This window comes from Mucilaginibacter frigoritolerans, assembly GCF_007830615.1.
Classification (GTDB): domain Bacteria; phylum Bacteroidota; class Bacteroidia; order Sphingobacteriales; family Sphingobacteriaceae; genus Mucilaginibacter; species Mucilaginibacter frigoritolerans.
The window spans coordinates 201,563-220,645 of sequence record NZ_VLLI01000006.1; the positions used below are offsets into that span (position 1 = coordinate 201,563).

A 19,083-nucleotide genomic window follows, 5' to 3' on the forward strand; every position below is an offset into this window, starting at 1 on the left:
AGCGATTAATTTTACATCAACAAATTTAATCAATGCTGTTAAAACATAAAAAGATGAACACTTACCAAAGCACCTATACAACATTTGAAAGCATGACGATGGATGAATACAGCTTTATCCACCATGCATCAGCCGGGCTGAACCAAAATCAGATGCAAACTTTTATGCTGGTTTATAACGACAGGAGAAAAAATCCAAATGATATTTTACTGGCCACGCTGCTGGGATTTTTGGGCCTTGCAGGAATTCAAAGATTTATGACCGGTCAGATTATTATCGGCCTGCTTTATTTTTTCACTGGAGGTTTCCTCGGTATCGGAACATTGATTGACCTGTTTACTTATAAAAGTATCACCAATGATTATAACAGGCATCTGGCTTATGAGTGCTACCAGATAGCTAAAATGAACAATTAAACTACGCTTATTAAGCCCGTTAAAGCGCTTAATAACTCTATCATATATCGCCGGGGGAAACCCCATAAAAAGAAATCCATCCGCAATTAAACGAATGGATTTTTTATTTAAAAAAGCTTACCAGTTTACTGTGGCAGGTGTGCCCCGGTACACGTGGCACACCTGGCACAGTAAAATTAAGCATGTTATTTGCCTATCGATTTCTCCCTTACAGCCTTAAACTCCGATCCGTTTTTCCAACCCGGAAAGGTGGTTTCATTGGCTAATTTATCGCCCACGGCAAAAAGTAAATTAGCCACCTGGGCCATACCATCAGCATTCATAGCCGGAGTATAATTATCCGATGGCTGGTGATAGTGCAAATTGTTATACTCATTTTGTTTTTGTTTACCCCAAGCTTCCCCATGAGCAGTACTTTCGGCTCCGTTGTTCAAATCAAGCGCGGGTACACCAACTTTGGCAAAGTTAAAATGGTCTGAACGGTAATAACTGCCAGCTCCGGGATTCTTGTCACCGGTAACTTTCTTGCCATGTTCATCGGTATAGGTTTTCACATAATCATCCAAATCATTCTGACCTTTTCCTGTTATAGCAAAATCGTTGGTTTCGCCGTAATCGCCAAGGGCATCCATATTTAGGTCGGCAACCGTTTTGTTAAGCGGAAAAATAGGATGCGTGGCGTAATATTCAGAACCCAGCAACCCCTGCTCTTCAGCAGTCACTGCTAAAAACACAATAGTGCGTTTGGGCTTATCCTTTAATTGGGTAAATGCTTTAGCAACACTAAGCACAGCAGCTACCCCGCTGGCGTTGTCAACCGCACCATTATAAATGCTGTCTCCTTTGGCATCGGGTTTACCTACGCCCAAATGATCCCAATGAGCAGTGTAAAGAATGCATTCATCAGGACTGGTGCTGCCTTTTAATACCGCCACCACATTATGCGATGTTGAATATTTTAGTTTGGTTTGAACAGTTAATGTGGCATTCAGATTTAAAGGGATGGCTTTGAAATCACGTTTACGTGCTATTGCCCTGATGTCGCCGGTAATACCTGCTGCTGATAAAAGCTTTTTGGCAGCGTCTTCGGTTATCCAGCCTTCCACCTTACACCTTGAAAGATGTTTATCTTTTTGTTGTAGATAAAGCTTAGCACCAGTAAAGCTATTGGTAACCACACTCCAGCCATAACTTGCTGGTTCGGTTTGGTGAACAATAATAATCCCTGCCGCACCCTGCCGCGCTGCTTCTTCATATTTATAGGTCCACCGGCCATAATAGGTCATGGTATCTCCTTTAAATAAAGTACGGTCGCCCGATTTAAATCCGGGATCATTAACCAGTACTACTACCGTTTTGCCTTTTACATCAAGTCCTGCATAATCATTCCAATGATATTCGGGCGCCACTATCCCATAGCCGGCAAACACCAATGGTGAATTTTTAAGGGTCACCGTATCTACCTCGCGGCGGGTTGATGCAACAAAATCAGTTAAAGCGCTCAGGCTGATATTGGTTTTGTCACCGGAAATCTGCATAATTGCTGATGGCGTACTAGTAATTTCAACCATCGGTACTTCCTGAAAATAACTGCCGTTATTCCCTGGCTCCAATCCCAGTTTTTTAAATTGGGATGAAATATAGTTAATGGCCTTTGTCTCGCCAATGGTAAAGGGCTTCCGTCCCAGCAAGGAATCATCGGCCAAAACGGCAATATGGCTTTTTATTTCATCGCCGGTAATTGCATTGTTTGTTTCGCTGTGTTTACACCCAGTAAGAAAACCGATTGCCGCAGCAATCAAAAAGCTAGTATTGCCTATCTTCATATTATTCAAATTTACCAAATGTATAAAAAAAGCTGAAAGTTAAACATCTGAACGAAAACGAACAGTAAGCTGTAACAAAATGATGCAGCTAAAACCAATACATTAAATCAAACCAATGATAATCAAATACTTACATTATCGGCACAGGTTTTGACGAAAGAATGGTATCAACAAGGAGGTTATCAATGAGCCATCGCAAACCACCCGAACGCCGCACCTTTTTACAGGATCGTTTGGAAATTTTAATAAAAAGACAAAAATCCGGAAAAGCCACCTTTAATGAATTGACTGAACTTGATTATATTGTAAATTCAGACCCCGAAATAAGGAAAAGAATAATTATGGAGAATATGTTGATGGACGACCCGGGTGATCTCTCTGGCCCCTCAGATTATACTGAGCAGGAAGAAATAGCTTTGAATAAGCCGGTAAAACATACCAGTTGGTTTAATCAAATTAAATCCTGGCTGTCTGATATTTTCAATCTGCAATATTCCGGTTCAAAAAACTTATCTGCTAACACCAGGCAAATTGTTCTTTTGTAACCAGGCATAGCTGTTTTATTAAGTGTTTTTTTGTTTATTACGTTTGTAAACTAAGCCTTATCTTCGTTCATACAATCTACTCCATAAAAATAAACTTATGAAAAAATTAATTTTAGTAGCAGCATTTGTTGCCTGCACTGGTTTGGCATTTGCCCAAAGTGTTGATCTTCGTCGCAAAATTGAAGTTTCGGGAACCGCCGAACAGGAAGTTACGCCTGACATTATCAACGTTTCCATTTCCCTTCAGGAATACATCGACGGAAAAAACAAAGTCACTATTGATCAACTGGAAAATCAACTGGAAGGCGCGGTAAAAGATGCCGGAGTTACTAAGGATGATTTTACAATAAATAACCTATCAGCCTATAATAATACCTATCAGAAAAAAAAGAACCCCGATTTCCTTGCAAGTAAACAATACCTCATCAGGCTTCGTGATTTAAATAAATACAACCAAATAATCAGTAAGATTGATCCTAAGGGTATCCAATCAACGGGTATTGATAGTTATGATTATTCAAAAATTGATGAGCTAAAAAATGAATTGAAGCTTAAGGCACTCCTCTCTGCTAAACAGAAAGCCACCTTTTTATTAAATGGCATTAATGAAAAACTGGGCGATGCCATAAGCATAACAGAAATTGATAATGGGAACAGCATACCCGGACCAAGAGTTATGTTCAGAGCTGCTGCAATGAGTACCAACAACGTGCCTCAGGATTCCGACATTGATTTTAAGAAAATAAAATTAAGCTTTCAGATAAACGCGGTGTTTGAGATTATAAAATAAAAAGCAAAAGTCCGACTTAAATTTTTGAATTTCCTTAAATTTAAGTCGGGCTAATTACCATTCTGATAAAATATTTTTAATGTTTGGGAAGAAATTTGAATTTCAAATGATAACATTTTTGTTACAATTAATATTCCTAGGGGTTGTAAAAAGCCATTTCTTTTTAACTGCCCTTATTTCTTATAACTAATAGGAATATTAGCTGTAACAAAAGTTAATTAATTGCGTACAACCACTCGATATTGTCATTTTACAGGTGCTATATTAAAAAATTATTAAGTATTTGTTTTATTTTACAAAACTTGATAATCTATTGACAATATGAATTTTACATTTTATATTTAGGCTTCCTAATTAATAATCAGCATGATACGACCACGCTTTAATAAGGTACTATTGGTTGCCCCAGATGTTTTCCCTAATCAGTTATTAACTGATTATAACCATGTAGAACATGTATCCAGTGTAAAAAGTATTTTCCCTTCTATTTATGCTTTGGCACCTGAACTTATTATTTTAGATTTTGACTTTATGGGTAATGACATTGAAAAAGTGTTGCGCCGCATTAAGGTTAACAGGTTTTACGACAGGATAAAAATTCATTGCTACAAAAGCCAGCCCAACGATAAAATCGACGATCTATTAAAAACACTTGGTGTTGATCAATTTATCTACAGCGAAGACCTAAAAAGCGATAAAAAAGGCAAAAGTACCATGAGTTCTGTTAACGCAATATTTGATGCCTCTTTATTAAAGTGGACAAGCAGCGTTGCTAATTAATCTATCCACTCAAACTTTGTATAAGGCACTAATACTTCAGGTATCTTAATTCCTTTTTCTGTCTGGTTGTTCTCCAGCAAAGTAGCTACTATACGCGGTAAAGCCAATGCGCTTCCATTTAAGGTATGTGCTAATTGTGTTTTACCTTCCGCATTTCTGAAACGCAGCTTAAGCCTATTACTCTGAAAAGTTTCAAAATTTGATACTGATGATACCTCTAGCCAGCGTTGCTGAGCAGCACTCCAGGTTTCCATATCATAAGTAAGCGCAGAGCCAAAACCCATATCCCCCCCACATAAACGCAATACACGGTAAGGCAAACCAAGCTTTTGCAGTAGGCCCTGCACGTGGGTGCTCATTTGTTCAAGCGTTTCGTATGAATTATCGGGATGTGCAATCTGTACAATTTCCACTTTATCAAACTGGTGCAAACGGTTTAAACCGCGTACATGGGCACCATAAGATCCGGCTTCGCGGCGGAAACATGGCGTATGGGCGCAATTTTTAACTGGCAGCTCATCGGCACGCAAAATCACGTCGCGGTATAAATTGGTAACAGGTACTTCAGCAGTTGGGATCAGGTATAAATTATCTATACCAACAAAGTACATCTGTCCTTCTTTATCAGGCAGCTGTGAGGTACCGAATCCAGAAGCTTCATTAACCATTAACGGAACGCTTACTTCGCTATAGCCTGCCTTTTCAGCCTCATCAATAAAAAAGTTAATCAGCGCCCTTTGTAGCTTGGCACCTTTATTTTTATAAACCGGGAAACCGGCGCCAGTAATTTTAACACCCAATTCAAAATCAATCAGGTTATATTTTGCAGCCAGTTCCCAATGTGGTATTGCGCTTTCGGGCAGCACAGGTTTTGCACCGTTTTCCAATACCACCTCATTATCCTCTGGCGTTAAGCCTTTAGGCACTGAACTATGCGGTAAGTTAGGCAGTAATACCAATTTTTGATATAGCTCTTCCTCAACTAATGTTAGTTGTTCGCCCAAAGCCTGTACTTCACTTTTCCATGCGCCGGTATTTGCTTTTAAGGCTTCAGCATCTTCTTTTTTGCCCGCACGCATCAGTTCACCAATCTGCTTGGCAGCTGCATTAGCCTGTGCCGAAACACTATCCATCTGGGTTTGGGTTAAACGGCGTTTTTCATCTAATTGAATTATTTCATCAACCAATTCGGGCTGTTTGAAATTTTTCACAGCCAAACGTTCTAAAACTTGTTCCCTGTTATCGCGGATATAACTAACTTGCAGCATTGATTTTATTTTTACGCAAAGATATAATTAGTTCATAGTTGATGGTTCATTGTTCATAGAAAGATTTGTGAAATTTTGCACCCAACTTAATACTATGAACCATGAACTATTATCCATGAACCCAAACACATGAGCACAACAGGTAAATTATATTTAGTTCCTACACCTATAGGTAACCTGGAAGATATGACCTTCAGGGCCATCCGCATATTAAAGGAGGCCGACCTGATACTGGCAGAAGATACCCGCACCTCGGCACCTATGCTGAAGCATTTTGATATTCATCAAAAGGTATTTTCGCATCATCAGCACAATGAGCATCAGTCATCCAATGAAATTATTCGTTTTTTAAAAGAAGGAAAAAATATCGCACTAATATCTGATGCTGGTACACCTGCTATTTCTGATCCGGGGTTTTATTTGGTTAGAGAGGCTTTGAAAAATGAAATTGCAGTAGAATGTCTCCCAGGTGCAACAGCTTTTGTGCCCGCTTTGGTTAATTCGGGTTTCCCTACAGATCGTTTTTGCTTTGAAGGTTTTTTACCCCTGAAAAAGGGACGCCAAACCCGTTACAAAACGCTGGCAACAGAAGATCGTACCATTATATTGTATGAATCGCCGCATCGGATATTGAAAACATTGGAGGAAATGGCGCTTTATTTTGGCGAAGAAAGGCAGATCTCCGTGTCGCGCGAACTCACCAAAATGTTTGAAGAAACTGTACGAGGCACCGTTACCGAAGTAAAATTCTATTTCGAAACGCACCCGCTAAAAGGAGAGTTTGTAATATGTGTTGCGGGTAAATAGTTCTGTCAAATCCAGATCTTCAATGAGCTATCGTAGTTTTCTTTATATCGGGATATTATTTTGGACATGTCTTGTAATAAGCTGCAAAAAGAAAAAAAACGTAACCACCGCATTTTATTACTGGAAAAGCAATTTCAACCTCAACGTTCAACAAGGTGACATCCTAAAACAGACGGCTCACAATACTTTATATCTCCGTTTTTTTGATGTAAGCTGGAACGATCACTATCACAACGCCTTCCCGAATGCTATAGTCAATTTCAGCCAGCAGACTAATGGCTTGCAAATAACGCCCGTTATATTTGTCACTAATAAAACTTTTGAAAACATCAGATCCGAAGCCATTGACAGTCTGGCTATACACTGCAATGCGCTGGTTAACCACATCGCACAAAAACAAAAAATCAATTATAAAAATATCCAAATTGATTGCGATTGGACACTAAGTACACGCGACAAATATTTTAGTTTCTTAAAATCCTTTAAGAAAATCAATCAGCACTTTTTGGAAGCTACTATACGCCTTCACCAGGTAAAATACAAAGAGACTACTGGTATTCCGCCCATTGATAAAGGCATACTGATGTTTTATAACATGGGTAAGGTAAATGCTAACCTGCAGCAACCCAATTCCATTTATAATAATGCTGATGCCCAGAAGTACATCTCTTATATTCCCCAATATCCGCTTCAGCTTGATGTTGCCTTAGCACTGTTTTCCTGGTCTGTGCAGATCCGCGATGGGAAAGTGATCCAGATTTATGGCAATATTGGCGAAAAGGAGTTGAGCAATCCCATCAACTTTAAACAAAGTGGCAATGCCTATTGTGCCAAAAAAAGTTTCTTTTTAAACGGCATTTATATAAAAGAAAATGATAATTTTAAGTTAGAGAAAATAGATTTAAACATGTTGACAATGGCTGTTAAACAATTGATTCCCTATCTTCCTCCGCAAAAAAACAGAACCATCATTTATTATGAATTGGCTAATCTTAACCTATCAAAATTTAACACGCAAACCCTCAGCCAAATTTCTGCTGATTTTTAGCTTTTGCACATTGGCCATTGCCGGCATAGTTTGGGCATGTGCCGATGGCGGAGAAGAAAATTTTTCTATGTTTAGTCCGGAAGCATTTGTGGCCAAAGATTATACCCCGTTTTTTTATGATAGTAACTATTGGTACTACGGCCAAAGTGTTGAGATTGATGACAATAACAACCGCTTTAACGATCAGGTAATTAATGAATGGGACAGCTATTTAAATCATCAGTTAAACAAACCCACACTCCGATACCTTTTATTAAAGGCAAGCCCAAAAGGCATCGATTCTGTGAGTAATTATATAAATGGTAAAATATCCAAACTAAAGCCTGATTCTATCCAGGTAAACATGTCCAAACTGGATAAAGCCAAATTCAACAACCTGTACGGTTACCTAAAGCTTGCTAAGGAGTGCGAAAAATTTGCGGTTATTGCACCATATGGTTGGTACGACACACCTCCGCCCCTGCCGCCCGTATCTGCAAAGTTGGAAGGCTCGTTATCATCCGCCTTTAACAAATCAAAGGATCCCTTTATTAAACAACGACTTTGGTTTCAGCTAGTGCGTTACTATTTTTTTAATGATGATACCACAAAAAGTAAAACAGGGGCCATAGATAATAAAGCTGATATTTTAGTCTGGTTTAATAACTATAAAGGCACCTTCCCGCAAAACCTTACCTATTACAGGGCAATGGGATATGTGGCAGGCTATTATCGTCGTAAGGGTAATTATGCGCTTTCTAATTATTTGTACAGCCGATGTTATGATTACAGTTACGAATTAAAAATCCCCAGCAAGTTTAGTTTCCATGCACAACAGGATGCTGACTGGCAAGCAACATTAAAGCTCGCCAAAAATAATCAGGAAAAAATCACCCTCTGGCATATGCTGGGGATGGAATACGATCCGGTAAGAGCCATTAAAGAAATAGCTGCTTTAGATCCAAAATCCGACAAAATGGATTTACTGCTTAGCCGGATTATCAACATGAGTGAGGGTGAAGGCGAAAGCGATTACTCTGGAAAAATTGCCGACACTGCCCAGCAAGCCATAAAAAAGGCCGAGGCCCGTGAAGTGAATTTAGTTGATTCGATAGCATTAAAAAACAATACCACCAAACCCTATTACTGGAACCTGGCGGCAGGCTATCTGAATTACATTTATAAGGATTACAAAAAAGCAGGTAAGTTTTATGATATGGCAAAGAAACAATTGCCTGTAAACGACAAATTAATTACTGCCCAATACAAGCTGCTTACCATACTTTTAAATATTGATGAGTTGCAGCGCATCGATCCAAAAATAGAAGCTAAAATAACAGAACCTTTAGCCTGGCTGGCCAACCTGCGGGATGGAAAAGAACATATTACCAGCCTACGCTTTGATCCCGCTTTAGGAATATGCGCCAACCACATCGCCCAAATTTATAAAAAACAAGGCGATTGGCTCAAAGCCAACTGCTTTAAAGATTCTATAGCTTTTTATACTGATAGCAGCCATGTGCAAAAGCTTACAGACTTAATGACCAAGTCACAGAAAAGTGCCTTTGAAATCACCATGCTCAAGTATTATCCGCATACGCTGGATGAATTGTATTATTCCCAGGCCACTGTACTCACCTATAAAGAGAATATAGATAAGGCAATAGAAAAAATGAGTTTGGTGAAGACGATGAATCCTGATACGCTGGCAGGCAACCCATTCAACAGTCGGCTAAATGATTGCCATGATTGTGATCATGCGGCGCATCAGAAACAAAAATTCAGTCCACTTACCTTTTTAAAAACAATGAAGGGCATAAAAACTGATTTAAGAGCGGGTAAAGATAAATTCAGAAATGCATGGCTATTAGCTAATGCTTATTACAATATTACTTATTATGGCAATGCACGTTTGTTTTACCAATCCTCATTAATCGGCGTTGATATTACGGACCAAAGCATTACTAAAAAATATTATCTGCTGGCGTTGGCCAATGCACAAACCAACGAACAAAGGGCCCGCTGTACCTTTATGGCCGCCAAGTGCGAACGCAACGAATATTATAACAGCACTGATAATAACAATCAGGGAGCTGACGAAGCGACCTTGCCTCCGCCTGGAAAATACTTTGCCGATTTAAAAAATCATTACAGCAATACTAAATACTACCAGGAAGTGTTACAGGAATGCGGCTACTTTAAAAAGTTTGTAACAGAAAAATAGCTGAATCAATTAATATCACAAAAGTTTACAAACCACGGGAATTAATACCTTTACGCCTGAAAAATTAGTTTAAATGAAAAGAAATATCCTGCTGTCCGTTTTTTCTGGTTTACTGCTTTGGATAGCCTGGCCCCCTACACATTACACTACCTTTTTATTACTTGTTGGTTTTGTGCCGATGCTGCTCGCGTTGGAAAACATTATCCATTCAAATTATACTAAAAAGGGCAAAAAAATATTCGGCACTGCTTTTCTTGGATTTTTTATCTGGAATACGCTATCCATTTTTTGGGTGTATAATGCACTCAAAATGGTGGGCGAAGTAGTGGCTTTACCCATCTCTTTAATTCCTTATTCACTGGGACCATTGTTAATGGCCACGGCCTGTTGGTTATATTACCGCCTAAGGCTGGTCACCAACCGTGGCTTTAGCTTGTTTGGCCTGGTTTGTTTTTGGATAGCATACGAATACCTCCACCAAAGCTGGGACCTCGCCTTCCCCTGGATGACCTTAGGGAATGGTTTTGCAACCACCCATCAATGGGTGCAGTGGTATGAGTATACCGGTGTTTATGGTGGTACGGTTTGGATCTGGATTTTAAATATCCTGCTGTTTTTGATTTATGCAGGCTTAAAAGAGACCGCTAATAAAAAATTAAGATTAAAATTGATATCGGCCTTTGTTATTGCACTGTTGCTTCCCCTCAGTTTTTCATTATACCGCTATTATAGCTATCAGGAGCAACCCAACCCGTCAAACATTGTAATAGCACAGCCTAATATTGATCCTTACGCTAAAGAAACCAGTATCTCTACTCTACAGCAAGTAAGCATACTTACCCGTATTTCCGATTCATTGGGTCAGCACAATACCGAGTTTTTTTTATGGCCGGAAACAGCCATCCCGGAAGCCGTGAACGAAGAAACCGTTCGCAATAATCCATATTATCAGCAGGCACAACACTTTTTAAGCAAATACAAAAACGGCAACATTATAACCGGGGCCGAAACTTTTAAAATTTACAATAACAGGGCAACCTCCACTGCAAGCCCATATGGTGATGGCGGCGGTCAATATTATGATGCTTTTAATGCAGCTATGAATATTGAGAACTCTGCCGAGGTACAGTTTTACCATAAATCAAAACTGGTTCCGGGAGCAGAGTCGCTGCCATTTGGTAATGCCTTATCGTTTTTAAAACCAGCCTTTGAGCATTTGGGTGGAGCAACCGGAAGTTATGGTAGTCAGCCTGAGCCGGGGGTATTTTATTCTCAAAGCGGCATTGGTATAACGCCTGCCATTTGTTATGAATCTATCTGGGGCGAGTGGATTGCCAAATCAGTAAAAAAGGGTTCGCAGTTTATCGCCATTATTACCAATGATGGTTGGTGGGAAGACACTCCTGGTAAAGACCAGCATTTGGACTATGCAAAACTACGCGCCATTGAAACGCGCAGATGGGTATGTCGTTCAGCGAATACCGGTATCTCGGCATTTATTAACCAGCGGGGTGATATTGTTCAGCAAACCAAGTGGTGGGTTAAAACTGCTATTAAACAAGACATCAACCTCAATTCTGACATTACCTTTTATGTACAGTACGGCGACTATATTGCCAAGGCTGGAAGTTTACTGGCCCTAATAGGTATAGGATTTATTGTTGTAAAAAGATTTATTTAAACCAGATTTAAGCAAACTCCGAAATCGAACTTCCGCAATCCGAAATCAGATGTCTCTGCTTACAATAAAATCAAGCAGATCATGAATGGGTTGTCTGATTATTTTGCCTATGTGTATGCCGTGTTCTTTGCAAACAGCTTTTAATTCATCGGCAAAAACGTAGGCTATTGATCCTACAAAGTGACATTTATATTCGCGGTATTTAGGATACCACATAATATTGGTTTCAATAAACTCCAGCATGCCTTTTCTCAATAAATCCTGGGCGTAAGCTGTTTCGCGTATGGTATACAAAAACTTGCTGAACGATGCCAGGTAAGAGTTGGCATTGGGCATTTGGTACACGTTTTTAATAACTTTTTCTTTATCCAGTTGATATAAATTATCAAACTTCACACTTATTTCGCCGGGCATAATACCATACAAAAAGTCGGTTACCAAGGCTTTCCCAAACCAGGTTCCGCCGCCTTCATCGCCCAAAACAAAACCCAGACCGTGCTGACCTGAGTGGATATCTTCACCATCAAAATAGGAGATATTTGAACCTGTACCCAATACACAACAAAAGCCTTTATGGTGCCCGCAGGTAGCATAGGCGCAACCCAACAAATCGCTATCAACGCTGATGTATGATTTGGTAAACAACACACTCAATGCATTTGATACAATCTCATGCCTGTCCGGGCTTGAGCATCCGGCGCCAAAAAAGTATATTTCTGTAACATCAGGGGCAAAAGCAATCATATCCGCAGCTTCTGTCTGCAGTATTTTTACAATCTCTTTTTCTGTTAAAAAGTAAGGATTTAGCCCCCCGGTTCTGAATTGCCGTGTTTCGCCGTCAGAAAGCTTAAGCAACCAGTCTGTTTTTGTTGAGCCGCTATCAGCAACTAAAATCATGGACAAAGTTCTTCGAGTGCTTTTTGCGTTAGCGGTTTATGAATAAACTGGGTGATGTATTTATTATCGGTTGATTTACGCATATCCAAAGGATCGAGTGAGGAGGAAAGCATAAAAATTTTGATGGCCGTTTTATCAATGTCTATTTTATCATACTCATCCAAAAACTCAAACCCCCCCATCAAAGGCATACGCACATCCAGAAAAATCACATCGGGTTTTACGCTACCGTCGCGTAATGAATTAATAGCATCAGTTGCTGAGCGCACAACAATTATTTCTTCAACAAAGTTGCTGCCTTCCAAAATCTTACGCGTGACAAAATTATCTATGTAATTGTCATCAATAAGCAAGCATGTTTTAAAGCGTGAGGCCATTGAGTTCAAAAATAGCGTTTTAAACCAATTTAAAAAATATACTATCTAAAATTAATTTGTGTTTTTGTTTATCATAATGTTAAGCTTACAGTATCAAGCATTTTACACGTGCCATTATCGGCCCGCATAAATAAAAAATTATAAATTGCAGTTTAAACATCCTTTAGCATCCACTAAAAGCATTATTTGGTAAATAAATTTATTTAATACTATTTGCATCAATGAAAACAATTAAGTTAGTTGCTCTTTTTTTCACTTTATTATTTATTATGGATGATACTATAAGCCAGGCAGCAGGTGCTGTTCAAATAGCATACACCGTTACTTTCCCCGAAGCACAGGCACATTATGCCGATGTTGAAATGAATATATCAGGACTACAACAAAACACTTTAGACCTTAAAATGCCTGTTTGGACACCAGGCTCATACCTGGTAAGAGAGTTTGCAAAAAATGTGGAATCATTTAGTGCAACCGCAAAGGGTAAATTACTTGCTACACCAAAAATCAACAAAAATTGCTGGCAAATTAATACAACCGGCTTAAGTTCTGTTACAGTTAAATACAGGGTTTACTGCTTTGAAATATCTGTACGTACTAGTTTTATTGATGCCTCACACGCTTTTATATCACCAACCGGCATTTTTTTGTATCCTGATAAAATGCTGCAATCGCCTTCAACCGTTCACATTATACCTTACCAGGGCTGGACAAAAATTTCAACCAGTTTAGAACCGGTTAATGGCAATGCCTTTACACGCCATGCACCTAACTATGATATTTTGTTCGATTCGCCAATTGAAGTTGGTAACCAGGATATTTTTGGCTTTGATGCTGCAGGCGTAAAGTATGAAGTATGTATGGTAGGCGGCGGCAATTACGACAAAGAGCGCCTTAAGGTTGATATGGCTAAAATTGTAGAGCAGGAAACTGCCGTTTTTGGCGAAAACCCCAACAAACATTATGTATTTATAGTGCATAATTACGCACGCGGCGGTGGCGGTTTGGAGCACTTAAGTTCAACAACGCTTGGCGCATCAAGGGATAGCTATGGAACCGAAGCCGGATATCATAACTTTTTAAGCCTGGTAGCCCATGAGCATTTCCATTTGTGGAATGTAAAACGCCTGCGCCCTATTGTTTTAGGTCCGTTTAATTACGATACAGAGAATTACACTACGGATTTGTGGATTGCTGAAGGCTTCACTGCATACTATCAGAACATTATTTTACGCCACGCCAATTTAACTACTCCTGATGGTTACCTTGATGCGATATCGAATGAAATCAATGTTATTGAAAATCAACCCGGGCATTTAGTTCAGCCTCTGGCTGAGTCCAGCTTTGATGCCTGGATAAAAGCCTATCGGCCAAATGAAAATTCTTACAACACCACCATATCTTACTATGATAAAGGCGCTGCCGTTGGGATGTTGCTAGATCTGGAGATTATTAACGATTCGAAAGGCAAATATTCATTAGATGATGTGATGAAGTACATGTACGATACTTATTACAAAACCAAAAAACGCGGATATACCGATGCCGAATTTAAACAGGGCTTTGAAAAATTTGCCGGTAAAAACCTGGATGATTTTTATAAGAAATATATCACCGGCCTTACCCCTATTGATTACAATAAATACTTAGGTTATGCAGGCTACAAAATAATTGATGAATTAGCTGATAGCAATGACCCAACCCTGGGTGTAAATATTGCAGCCAGCGGCAAAAAGATTGTTACCAGTGTTATACGCGGCACCGCTGCCTGGATTGATGGCATTAATGTAAATGATGAACTGGTTAGTATTGATGGCGTACCCGTTACCGATGCAACCACCATGCTAACAGGTAAAAAAGTAGGCGATAAAATTACCGTTAATGTATTGCGCGACGGTCTTCCGCTTACCTTACCCGTTACACTTTTAAGAAACAATAGGCTAAAGTATAAAGTCATATCGTTACCTGATGCTACAGCTCAACAATTTGCAGTACGCAAAAAATGGCTGAAATTGTAGTAGAAGAAGCACGATAAGTTTAGTTATGAAAATACTTTGCCGACTGCTTTCTTTACCTTCTTTGCACGAAGCGGAGAGAAGGTCGACCAGCGTAGCGTCGTCGGGATGAGTCGACACCGCTGATGCATTTACGTTAATGTCGCTCGCAGAGTTAACTCACCGAACATCGCTGCGCTCGTTCTCCCTCTCTTTTGCAAGCAAAAAAGAGGGTTGGAATATTCATTAACAAAAAAGGTTGACTGTTTATTAGTCAACCTTTTTTGTTAATGTCCTCTCCTTGCGCCACCGCTAAAGCTAAGGCGGCACGCGCTTGGAGAGGATTATTCATATTTTGTTTGACTTTTGAAGGTATTCATGAGGGCTTCGCCGTTTAGGTGAGGCTATTATAATTTCTTAAGCAGCTCAAGCGCCTTCTTTAAGTCTGCTTTTGATTTGGTGAGATCTTTCCATGGGTCATCAATCTTCTTTACTCTATCAGGTGTATTAAAAATAGTATAGTCCGATAGTTTAAGATTATCCTTTACCTCATGCCAGTGTAGCGGAGTTGATACCGTTGCACCGGGCTTTGGCCTAACAGCATACGGACAGGCAATAGTTTGCCCCCTTCTGTTCTGTAAAAAATCGATATAAATCCTGTTCTTCCTTTTGGCCGGACTTCGTTCAACGCTGGTAGTATCAGGCAATTCTTCATGAATCAGGTTGGCAACATATTCTGCAAACATCTTCACAAAATCATAATCGTACTTAGCGCCCAGGTAACAATAAATATGTAATCCCTTTGATCCTGATGTTTTGATAAACACATCCAGCTTCATCCGGTCAAAAACCTCTTTTGTTTTTAATGCTGCTTCAACCGCTTGTGAAAACGGTACATCATGGGGATCAAGGTCAATAACCACATAATCCGGATTCTCCGGCGTTTTGTATGAGCTTAACCAGGGGTTGATCTCTATACAGCCCAAATTCACCATGTACATTAAAGTAGCAGCATCATTGCCTATAATGTAATGGATGTTTTTATCGTTACTTTCTGAATAGAGAGGTTCTGTTTTAATAAAATCGGGCAAATGTGTGGTATCGGTATCTTTCTGAAAAAATCCGGCATCGGCAATACCGTTCGGCTGACGGCGCATAGAGATAGGTTTATCTTTTAAATAAGGAATAATCCAATCGGCCATGGTCTTATAATAATTAATCAATTGACCCTTAGTAATCCCTTCATCCTTCCAGAATACTTTATTCAGGTGGGTCATTTTTAGCTTATTGCGGCCATAGGTTAAAACCTCTTCATCAGGCAATGGTGTATCAGGTGTTTCCATAACTACTTTTTCTGATTTTTTATCTTCCCTCAATCCCTTAAAAACCGGGTGACGCAAATGCTTATCTGCCGTCCATTCAGAGTACCAAACTTCACAAACCAGCTTTGGTTCAACCCAGGTAATCTTGCTTTTACGAGCTATTTTTTCATCAAAAGGTTTTTTGTCCGTTTGCAGCGGATGAAGCTTTGCGTATACTTCTTTTATGCTGACGTCATTAAAGCCGGTACCACAATTGCCGATGTACTGAATCTTTTCTCCTGGCTTAAGCCCGAGTATCAATGAGCCAAAATATTTGCGTGATCCGGTTGGTGCTGTATAACCGCAAATAATTGCTTCCTGCGCGTTTTGCAGCTTAAATTTCAGCCAGGTATCTGTCCGCTTGCCGCTGTTATAATAGCTTTGGCCGTCTTTACCTATTATGCCTTCCCAGCCTTCTTTCTTTGCTTTTTCAAACAAAGCGGTTCCTTTACCCAAAACATGCTCGTTATAAATAATATCGGGCGAGTCTATTGTACCCAAAAACGTTTTCAACAATTGTTTCCTTTTAATGAGTTCCATATCCCGCAGGTCATGTCCATCTAAATTCAACAGGTCAAAAACATAATATTTTAGCTTTAAATCTTTAGTATCGCCATCATAATGCTGAATATATTGAAAACTGCTTTTACTACTCTTATCTTCAATAACCAGTTCCCCATCCAGAATAGCTTTTTGAGAAATTGATTTCAATATCTCAACTACTTTGGGGTAATTATCACTAAAATCAATGTCATTACGGGAAATCAGCCTGGCCTTGTTGCCAGTATAGCCAATGGCACGGTAACCATCCAGCTTCCGTTCATAAATCCAATCGTCATTGTCAAATACTTTGGTTTCCAGCTTAGCCATCATAGGCCGGTATGGCTTACCTTCTTCAGGTCCATCATCTGCTCCATCTTCGGTTATTTCAGGACTTTTTTTTTCAGCCCTGATCTCTTTTACCGATGGAAGATCCGTTGCATCACCCTCCTTATTATTCTTCATCGCCTTAATCTTATCCGGCACAAAATCCTCGCTGTTAAAGCTCTTTTCAGCAAATTCATCCTTGTGCTTAATCAGCAGCCAGGAGTTTTCTTCCTTGCTATGCAGCTTAACCAGTGCAAACGCCCCCTTTAAAACATCACCATTGAGCCTGAATTTTAAATTGCCTGACTTTAAGCCTTCCCTCAATGTTTTCACATCATCCTTGCGGTCATCAGCCAGTGAGGTATAGGTTCCCTTATCCCATATCAGCACCACTCCGGCCCCATAATTTCCATTGGGGATAATACCTTCAAACTTGCGATAATCATACGGATGATCTTCCACCATCATAGCCAGCCGTTTATCTTCCGGGTTCATTGACGGTCCTTTTGGTACCGCCCAGCTTTTCAATACCCCATCCAGCTCCAGCCTGAAATCATAATGCAGATGCGAAGCATGGTGTCGTTGTACCACAAATGATAGTGTTTTGGTATCGCTTTTACCGCTTTTAGGTTCGGTAGTTTTTTTAAAGTCGCGTTTTTTAAAATAATCCAGCAAAGTCATATCAGGCTCCCTTCTTTGTGTTTAAGCTCTGCATCAGTTGTTCGTACAGATCATCGCCGGTAGCTTTTTTAGGTTTCAGTTTCTTAACCGTTGCCTGCTTACCCTTTGATTTAGCCTTGATAATCTTCAGTAGTTCATCATTATACTCATCCTTAAATTTCGATACATCAAAATGCTCAGCATACTGATTAATCAGCGCCATACCAACGTCCAGCTCCTTTTTACTTACAGCAACATTAGTGTCAATATTCAATTCATCGTTGCCCTTTATTTCCTGTGCAAAGCGGATACGGGTTACAATTAAAATACCATCTACCGGGTGCACAATGCAAAGCGACTCCGTAGTCCGCAAAACAAACCGGGCCAGTCCTGCTTTTTTAGATTTGATTAAGGCCTGCACCAGTAATGCATAGGCCTTATTGTTTTTTGTTTCGGGCTCAGCATAATAACTGGTTTCGTAAAACATGGGGTTTACATCGCCAATATCTACAAAGCTTTCAATCTCTATCACTTTACTTTTTTCGGGAGCTGCGGCTTCAAAATCATGGTCGTCCATTATCACATAATCATCATTCAGCTTATAGCCCTTCACAATTTTATCATAAGGCACTTCTTTATGGGTATGCTCATTTACCCGCTGATAACGGATACGCGAATGATCGCGCTCATCAAGCATATCAAAATCGAGCGCACTATCCTGTACTGCCGAATACAATTTTACCGGGATGCTTACCAACCCGAAACCAAGCGAACCTTTCCAGATAGATCTCATAACGAATAAATTAATCAGCCTCACCCTGCCCTCTCCGGGGGAAGAGGGTTCTAAAAAGCGCGAAGTTTAAGTCCTCTCTTCCGGAGAGGATTTAGGTGAGGCTTCCTAACTATAACCATCAAAAAGCAAAAAGAGTTTTACCTGGTATTTTATTGAATGATAAAAGCCATTAGGTTGATGGGCATTTATAAATTTTAACTAAATTTATGTTACAAAATAATTCAATTTGTTATGGCCGAAGCAAAAACAAAACCCACAAAAGTTTCTGCGGAAAGTTTTCTGAATACTATTGATGATGAACAAGCCCGCAAGGATAGCTTTACGCTGATAAAATTAATGGAGAAAATAACCGGTGAACCGCCAGTAATGTGGGGACCTGCAATTATTGGTTTTGGCAAGTACCACTATAAATATGCCAGTGGCCATGAGGGCGATATTTGTTTAACAGGCTTTTCGCCCCGCAAAGGAAAATTATCTTTATACACCATGGCCGCTTTTGAGGGAAGGAATGATTTGCTTACGCGATTAGGCAAACACAAAGGCGGTAAAGGCTGCCTCTACATCAAAAAACTGGATGATGTTGATATGGCCGTTTTAGAAACATTAATCATCAAATCCATTGAGTTTTTGAATAAAAAGATTGCTGATTATAAAGTATCAGAAAAATAATAGCCTTATCCACTTTGCCATGTCGAGCGAGAGCGAAACATCTTCTTCATTAGATCTGCTGCTTTAAGAAGATTCTTCGCTCTCGCTCAGAATGACAAGAA

At 39.6% G+C, this 19,083-nt stretch carries 16 protein-coding genes; 10 read left to right on the forward strand and 6 right to left on the reverse strand.

Features of this window, described 5'->3' with window-relative positions; all coding sequences use genetic code 11:
* Positions 1 to 53: 53 nt before the first annotated feature.
* Positions 54 to 416 carry a TM2 domain-containing protein gene (locus JN11_RS11705; RefSeq protein ID WP_170227747.1) on the forward strand — a complete coding sequence of 121 codons (363 nt, stop codon included), beginning with the start codon at positions 54 to 56 and terminating at the stop codon, positions 414 to 416.
* A gap of 185 nt (positions 417 to 601) precedes the next feature.
* On the opposite strand, the gene JN11_RS11710 is transcribed toward JN11_RS11705, so the two are convergent.
* Positions 602 to 2,242, reverse strand: a complete 1,641-nt coding sequence (locus JN11_RS11710; RefSeq protein ID WP_144912755.1) for a M28 family metallopeptidase — start codon at positions 2,240 to 2,242, stop codon at positions 602 to 604.
* Positions 2,243 to 2,427: 185 nt separating this feature from the next.
* Between JN11_RS11710 and JN11_RS11715 the strand changes: the two genes are divergently transcribed.
* The 3 genes from JN11_RS11715 (at position 2,428) to JN11_RS11725 (ending at position 4,357) form a co-directional block, all read left to right on the forward strand.
* Positions 2,428 to 2,787, forward strand: coding sequence for a hypothetical protein (locus JN11_RS11715; RefSeq protein ID WP_144912757.1), 360 nt, complete (start codon positions 2,428 to 2,430; stop codon positions 2,785 to 2,787).
* Between the two features lie 97 nt (positions 2,788 to 2,884).
* Positions 2,885 to 3,577, forward strand: a complete 693-nt coding sequence (locus JN11_RS11720) for an SIMPL domain-containing protein (RefSeq protein WP_144912759.1) — start codon at positions 2,885 to 2,887, stop codon at positions 3,575 to 3,577.
* A 366-nt stretch (positions 3,578 to 3,943) separates the two neighbouring features.
* A complete protein-coding gene (locus JN11_RS11725; RefSeq protein WP_144912761.1) occupies positions 3,944 to 4,357 on the forward strand; it encodes a hypothetical protein in 414 nt (137 codons plus the stop codon).
* On the opposite strand, the gene serS is transcribed toward JN11_RS11725, so the two are convergent.
* The gene (serS, locus tag JN11_RS11730) at positions 4,354 to 5,625 is read right to left on the reverse strand and encodes a serine--tRNA ligase (RefSeq protein ID WP_144912762.1); all 1,272 of its coding nucleotides are present in this window, start codon (positions 5,623 to 5,625) and stop codon (positions 4,354 to 4,356) included. The genes JN11_RS11725 and serS overlap by 4 nt on opposite strands.
* Before the next feature lie 129 nt (positions 5,626 to 5,754).
* Here serS and rsmI point away from each other — a divergent pair, with 129 nt between their 5' ends.
* The 4 genes from rsmI to lnt all read left to right on the forward strand — a co-directional run bounded on the left by rsmI (position 5,755) and on the right by lnt (position 11,364).
* The gene (gene rsmI, locus JN11_RS11735) at positions 5,755 to 6,432 is read left to right on the forward strand and encodes a 16S rRNA (cytidine(1402)-2'-O)-methyltransferase (RefSeq protein ID WP_144912764.1); all 678 of its coding nucleotides are present in this window, start codon (positions 5,755 to 5,757) and stop codon (positions 6,430 to 6,432) included.
* Positions 6,433 to 6,454: 22 nt separating this feature from the next.
* The gene (locus JN11_RS11740) at positions 6,455 to 7,480 is read left to right on the forward strand and encodes a hypothetical protein (RefSeq protein ID WP_246138996.1); all 1,026 of its coding nucleotides are present in this window, start codon (positions 6,455 to 6,457) and stop codon (positions 7,478 to 7,480) included.
* Positions 7,410 to 9,683, forward strand: a complete 2,274-nt coding sequence (locus tag JN11_RS11745) for a hypothetical protein (protein WP_144912766.1) — start codon at positions 7,410 to 7,412, stop codon at positions 9,681 to 9,683. The genes JN11_RS11740 and JN11_RS11745 overlap by 71 nt, the downstream gene beginning before the upstream one ends.
* A gap of 73 nt (positions 9,684 to 9,756) precedes the next feature.
* On the forward strand, positions 9,757 to 11,364 hold the full coding sequence (lnt, locus tag JN11_RS11750) for an apolipoprotein N-acyltransferase (RefSeq protein WP_144912767.1): 1,608 nt from the start codon (positions 9,757 to 9,759) through the stop codon (positions 11,362 to 11,364).
* Positions 11,365 to 11,409: 45 nt separating this feature from the next.
* On the opposite strand, the gene JN11_RS11755 is transcribed toward lnt, so the two are convergent.
* Positions 11,410 to 12,261, reverse strand: a complete 852-nt coding sequence (locus JN11_RS11755; protein WP_144912769.1) for an N-acetylglucosamine kinase — start codon at positions 12,259 to 12,261, stop codon at positions 11,410 to 11,412.
* Positions 12,258 to 12,638 carry a response regulator gene (locus tag JN11_RS11760; protein ID WP_144912771.1) on the reverse strand — a complete coding sequence of 127 codons (381 nt, stop codon included), beginning with the start codon at positions 12,636 to 12,638 and terminating at the stop codon, positions 12,258 to 12,260. Before JN11_RS11760 ends, JN11_RS11755 begins: the two co-directional genes overlap by 4 nt.
* 221 nt (positions 12,639 to 12,859) lie before the next feature.
* Here JN11_RS11760 and JN11_RS11765 point away from each other — a divergent pair, with 221 nt between their 5' ends.
* Positions 12,860 to 14,656: a M61 family metallopeptidase gene (locus JN11_RS11765; protein WP_144912772.1), complete on the forward strand. Its 1,797-nt coding sequence runs from the start codon at positions 12,860 to 12,862 to the stop codon at positions 14,654 to 14,656.
* A gap of 383 nt (positions 14,657 to 15,039) precedes the next feature.
* On the opposite strand, the gene ligD is transcribed toward JN11_RS11765, so the two are convergent.
* Together ligD and ku are read right to left on the reverse strand one after the other, a co-directional pair.
* Complete coding sequence (gene ligD, locus JN11_RS11770; RefSeq protein WP_144912774.1) at positions 15,040 to 17,541, reverse strand: DNA ligase D; 2,502 nt, start codon at positions 17,539 to 17,541, stop codon at positions 15,040 to 15,042.
* Between the two features lies 1 nt (position 17,542).
* Positions 17,543 to 18,313, reverse strand: coding sequence for a non-homologous end joining protein Ku (ku, locus tag JN11_RS11775; RefSeq protein WP_144912776.1), 771 nt, complete (start codon positions 18,311 to 18,313; stop codon positions 17,543 to 17,545).
* A 231-nt stretch (positions 18,314 to 18,544) separates the two neighbouring features.
* Between ku and JN11_RS11780 the strand changes: the two genes are divergently transcribed.
* Positions 18,545 to 18,982, forward strand: a complete 438-nt coding sequence (locus JN11_RS11780; protein WP_144912777.1) for a DUF1801 domain-containing protein — start codon at positions 18,545 to 18,547, stop codon at positions 18,980 to 18,982.
* Positions 18,983 to 19,083 lie beyond the last annotated feature (101 nt).

Bases quoted from the DNA above. Each gene is read 5' to 3' on its own strand.
- JN11_RS11760 (WP_144912771.1), bottom strand. From the start codon at position 12,638: ATGGCCTCACGCTTTAAAACATGCTTGCTTATTGATGACAATTACATA.
- JN11_RS11725 (WP_144912761.1), top strand. From the start codon at position 3,944: ATGATACGACCACGCTTTAATAAGGTACTATTGGTTGCCCCAGATGTT.
- JN11_RS11705 (WP_170227747.1), top strand. From the start codon at position 54: ATGAACACTTACCAAAGCACCTATACAACATTTGAAAGCATGACGATG.
- ku (WP_144912776.1), bottom strand. From the start codon at position 18,313: ATGAGATCTATCTGGAAAGGTTCGCTTGGTTTCGGGTTGGTAAGCATC.
- JN11_RS11710 (WP_144912755.1), bottom strand. From the start codon at position 2,242: ATGAAGATAGGCAATACTAGCTTTTTGATTGCTGCGGCAATCGGTTTT.
- JN11_RS11780 (WP_144912777.1), top strand. From the start codon at position 18,545: ATGGCCGAAGCAAAAACAAAACCCACAAAAGTTTCTGCGGAAAGTTTT.
- JN11_RS11745 (WP_144912766.1), top strand. From the start codon at position 7,410: ATGAATTGGCTAATCTTAACCTATCAAAATTTAACACGCAAACCCTCA.
- lnt (WP_144912767.1), top strand. From the start codon at position 9,757: ATGAAAAGAAATATCCTGCTGTCCGTTTTTTCTGGTTTACTGCTTTGG.
- JN11_RS11740 (WP_246138996.1), top strand. From the start codon at position 6,455: ATGAGCTATCGTAGTTTTCTTTATATCGGGATATTATTTTGGACATGT.
- rsmI (WP_144912764.1), top strand. From the start codon at position 5,755: ATGAGCACAACAGGTAAATTATATTTAGTTCCTACACCTATAGGTAAC.
- JN11_RS11755 (WP_144912769.1), bottom strand. From the start codon at position 12,261: ATGATTTTAGTTGCTGATAGCGGCTCAACAAAAACAGACTGGTTGCTT.
- JN11_RS11715 (WP_144912757.1), top strand. From the start codon at position 2,428: ATGAGCCATCGCAAACCACCCGAACGCCGCACCTTTTTACAGGATCGT.
- JN11_RS11720 (WP_144912759.1), top strand. From the start codon at position 2,885: ATGAAAAAATTAATTTTAGTAGCAGCATTTGTTGCCTGCACTGGTTTG.
- JN11_RS11765 (WP_144912772.1), top strand. From the start codon at position 12,860: ATGAAAACAATTAAGTTAGTTGCTCTTTTTTTCACTTTATTATTTATT.
- ligD (WP_144912774.1), bottom strand. From the start codon at position 17,541: ATGACTTTGCTGGATTATTTTAAAAAACGCGACTTTAAAAAAACTACC.
- serS (WP_144912762.1), bottom strand. From the start codon at position 5,625: ATGCTGCAAGTTAGTTATATCCGCGATAACAGGGAACAAGTTTTAGAA.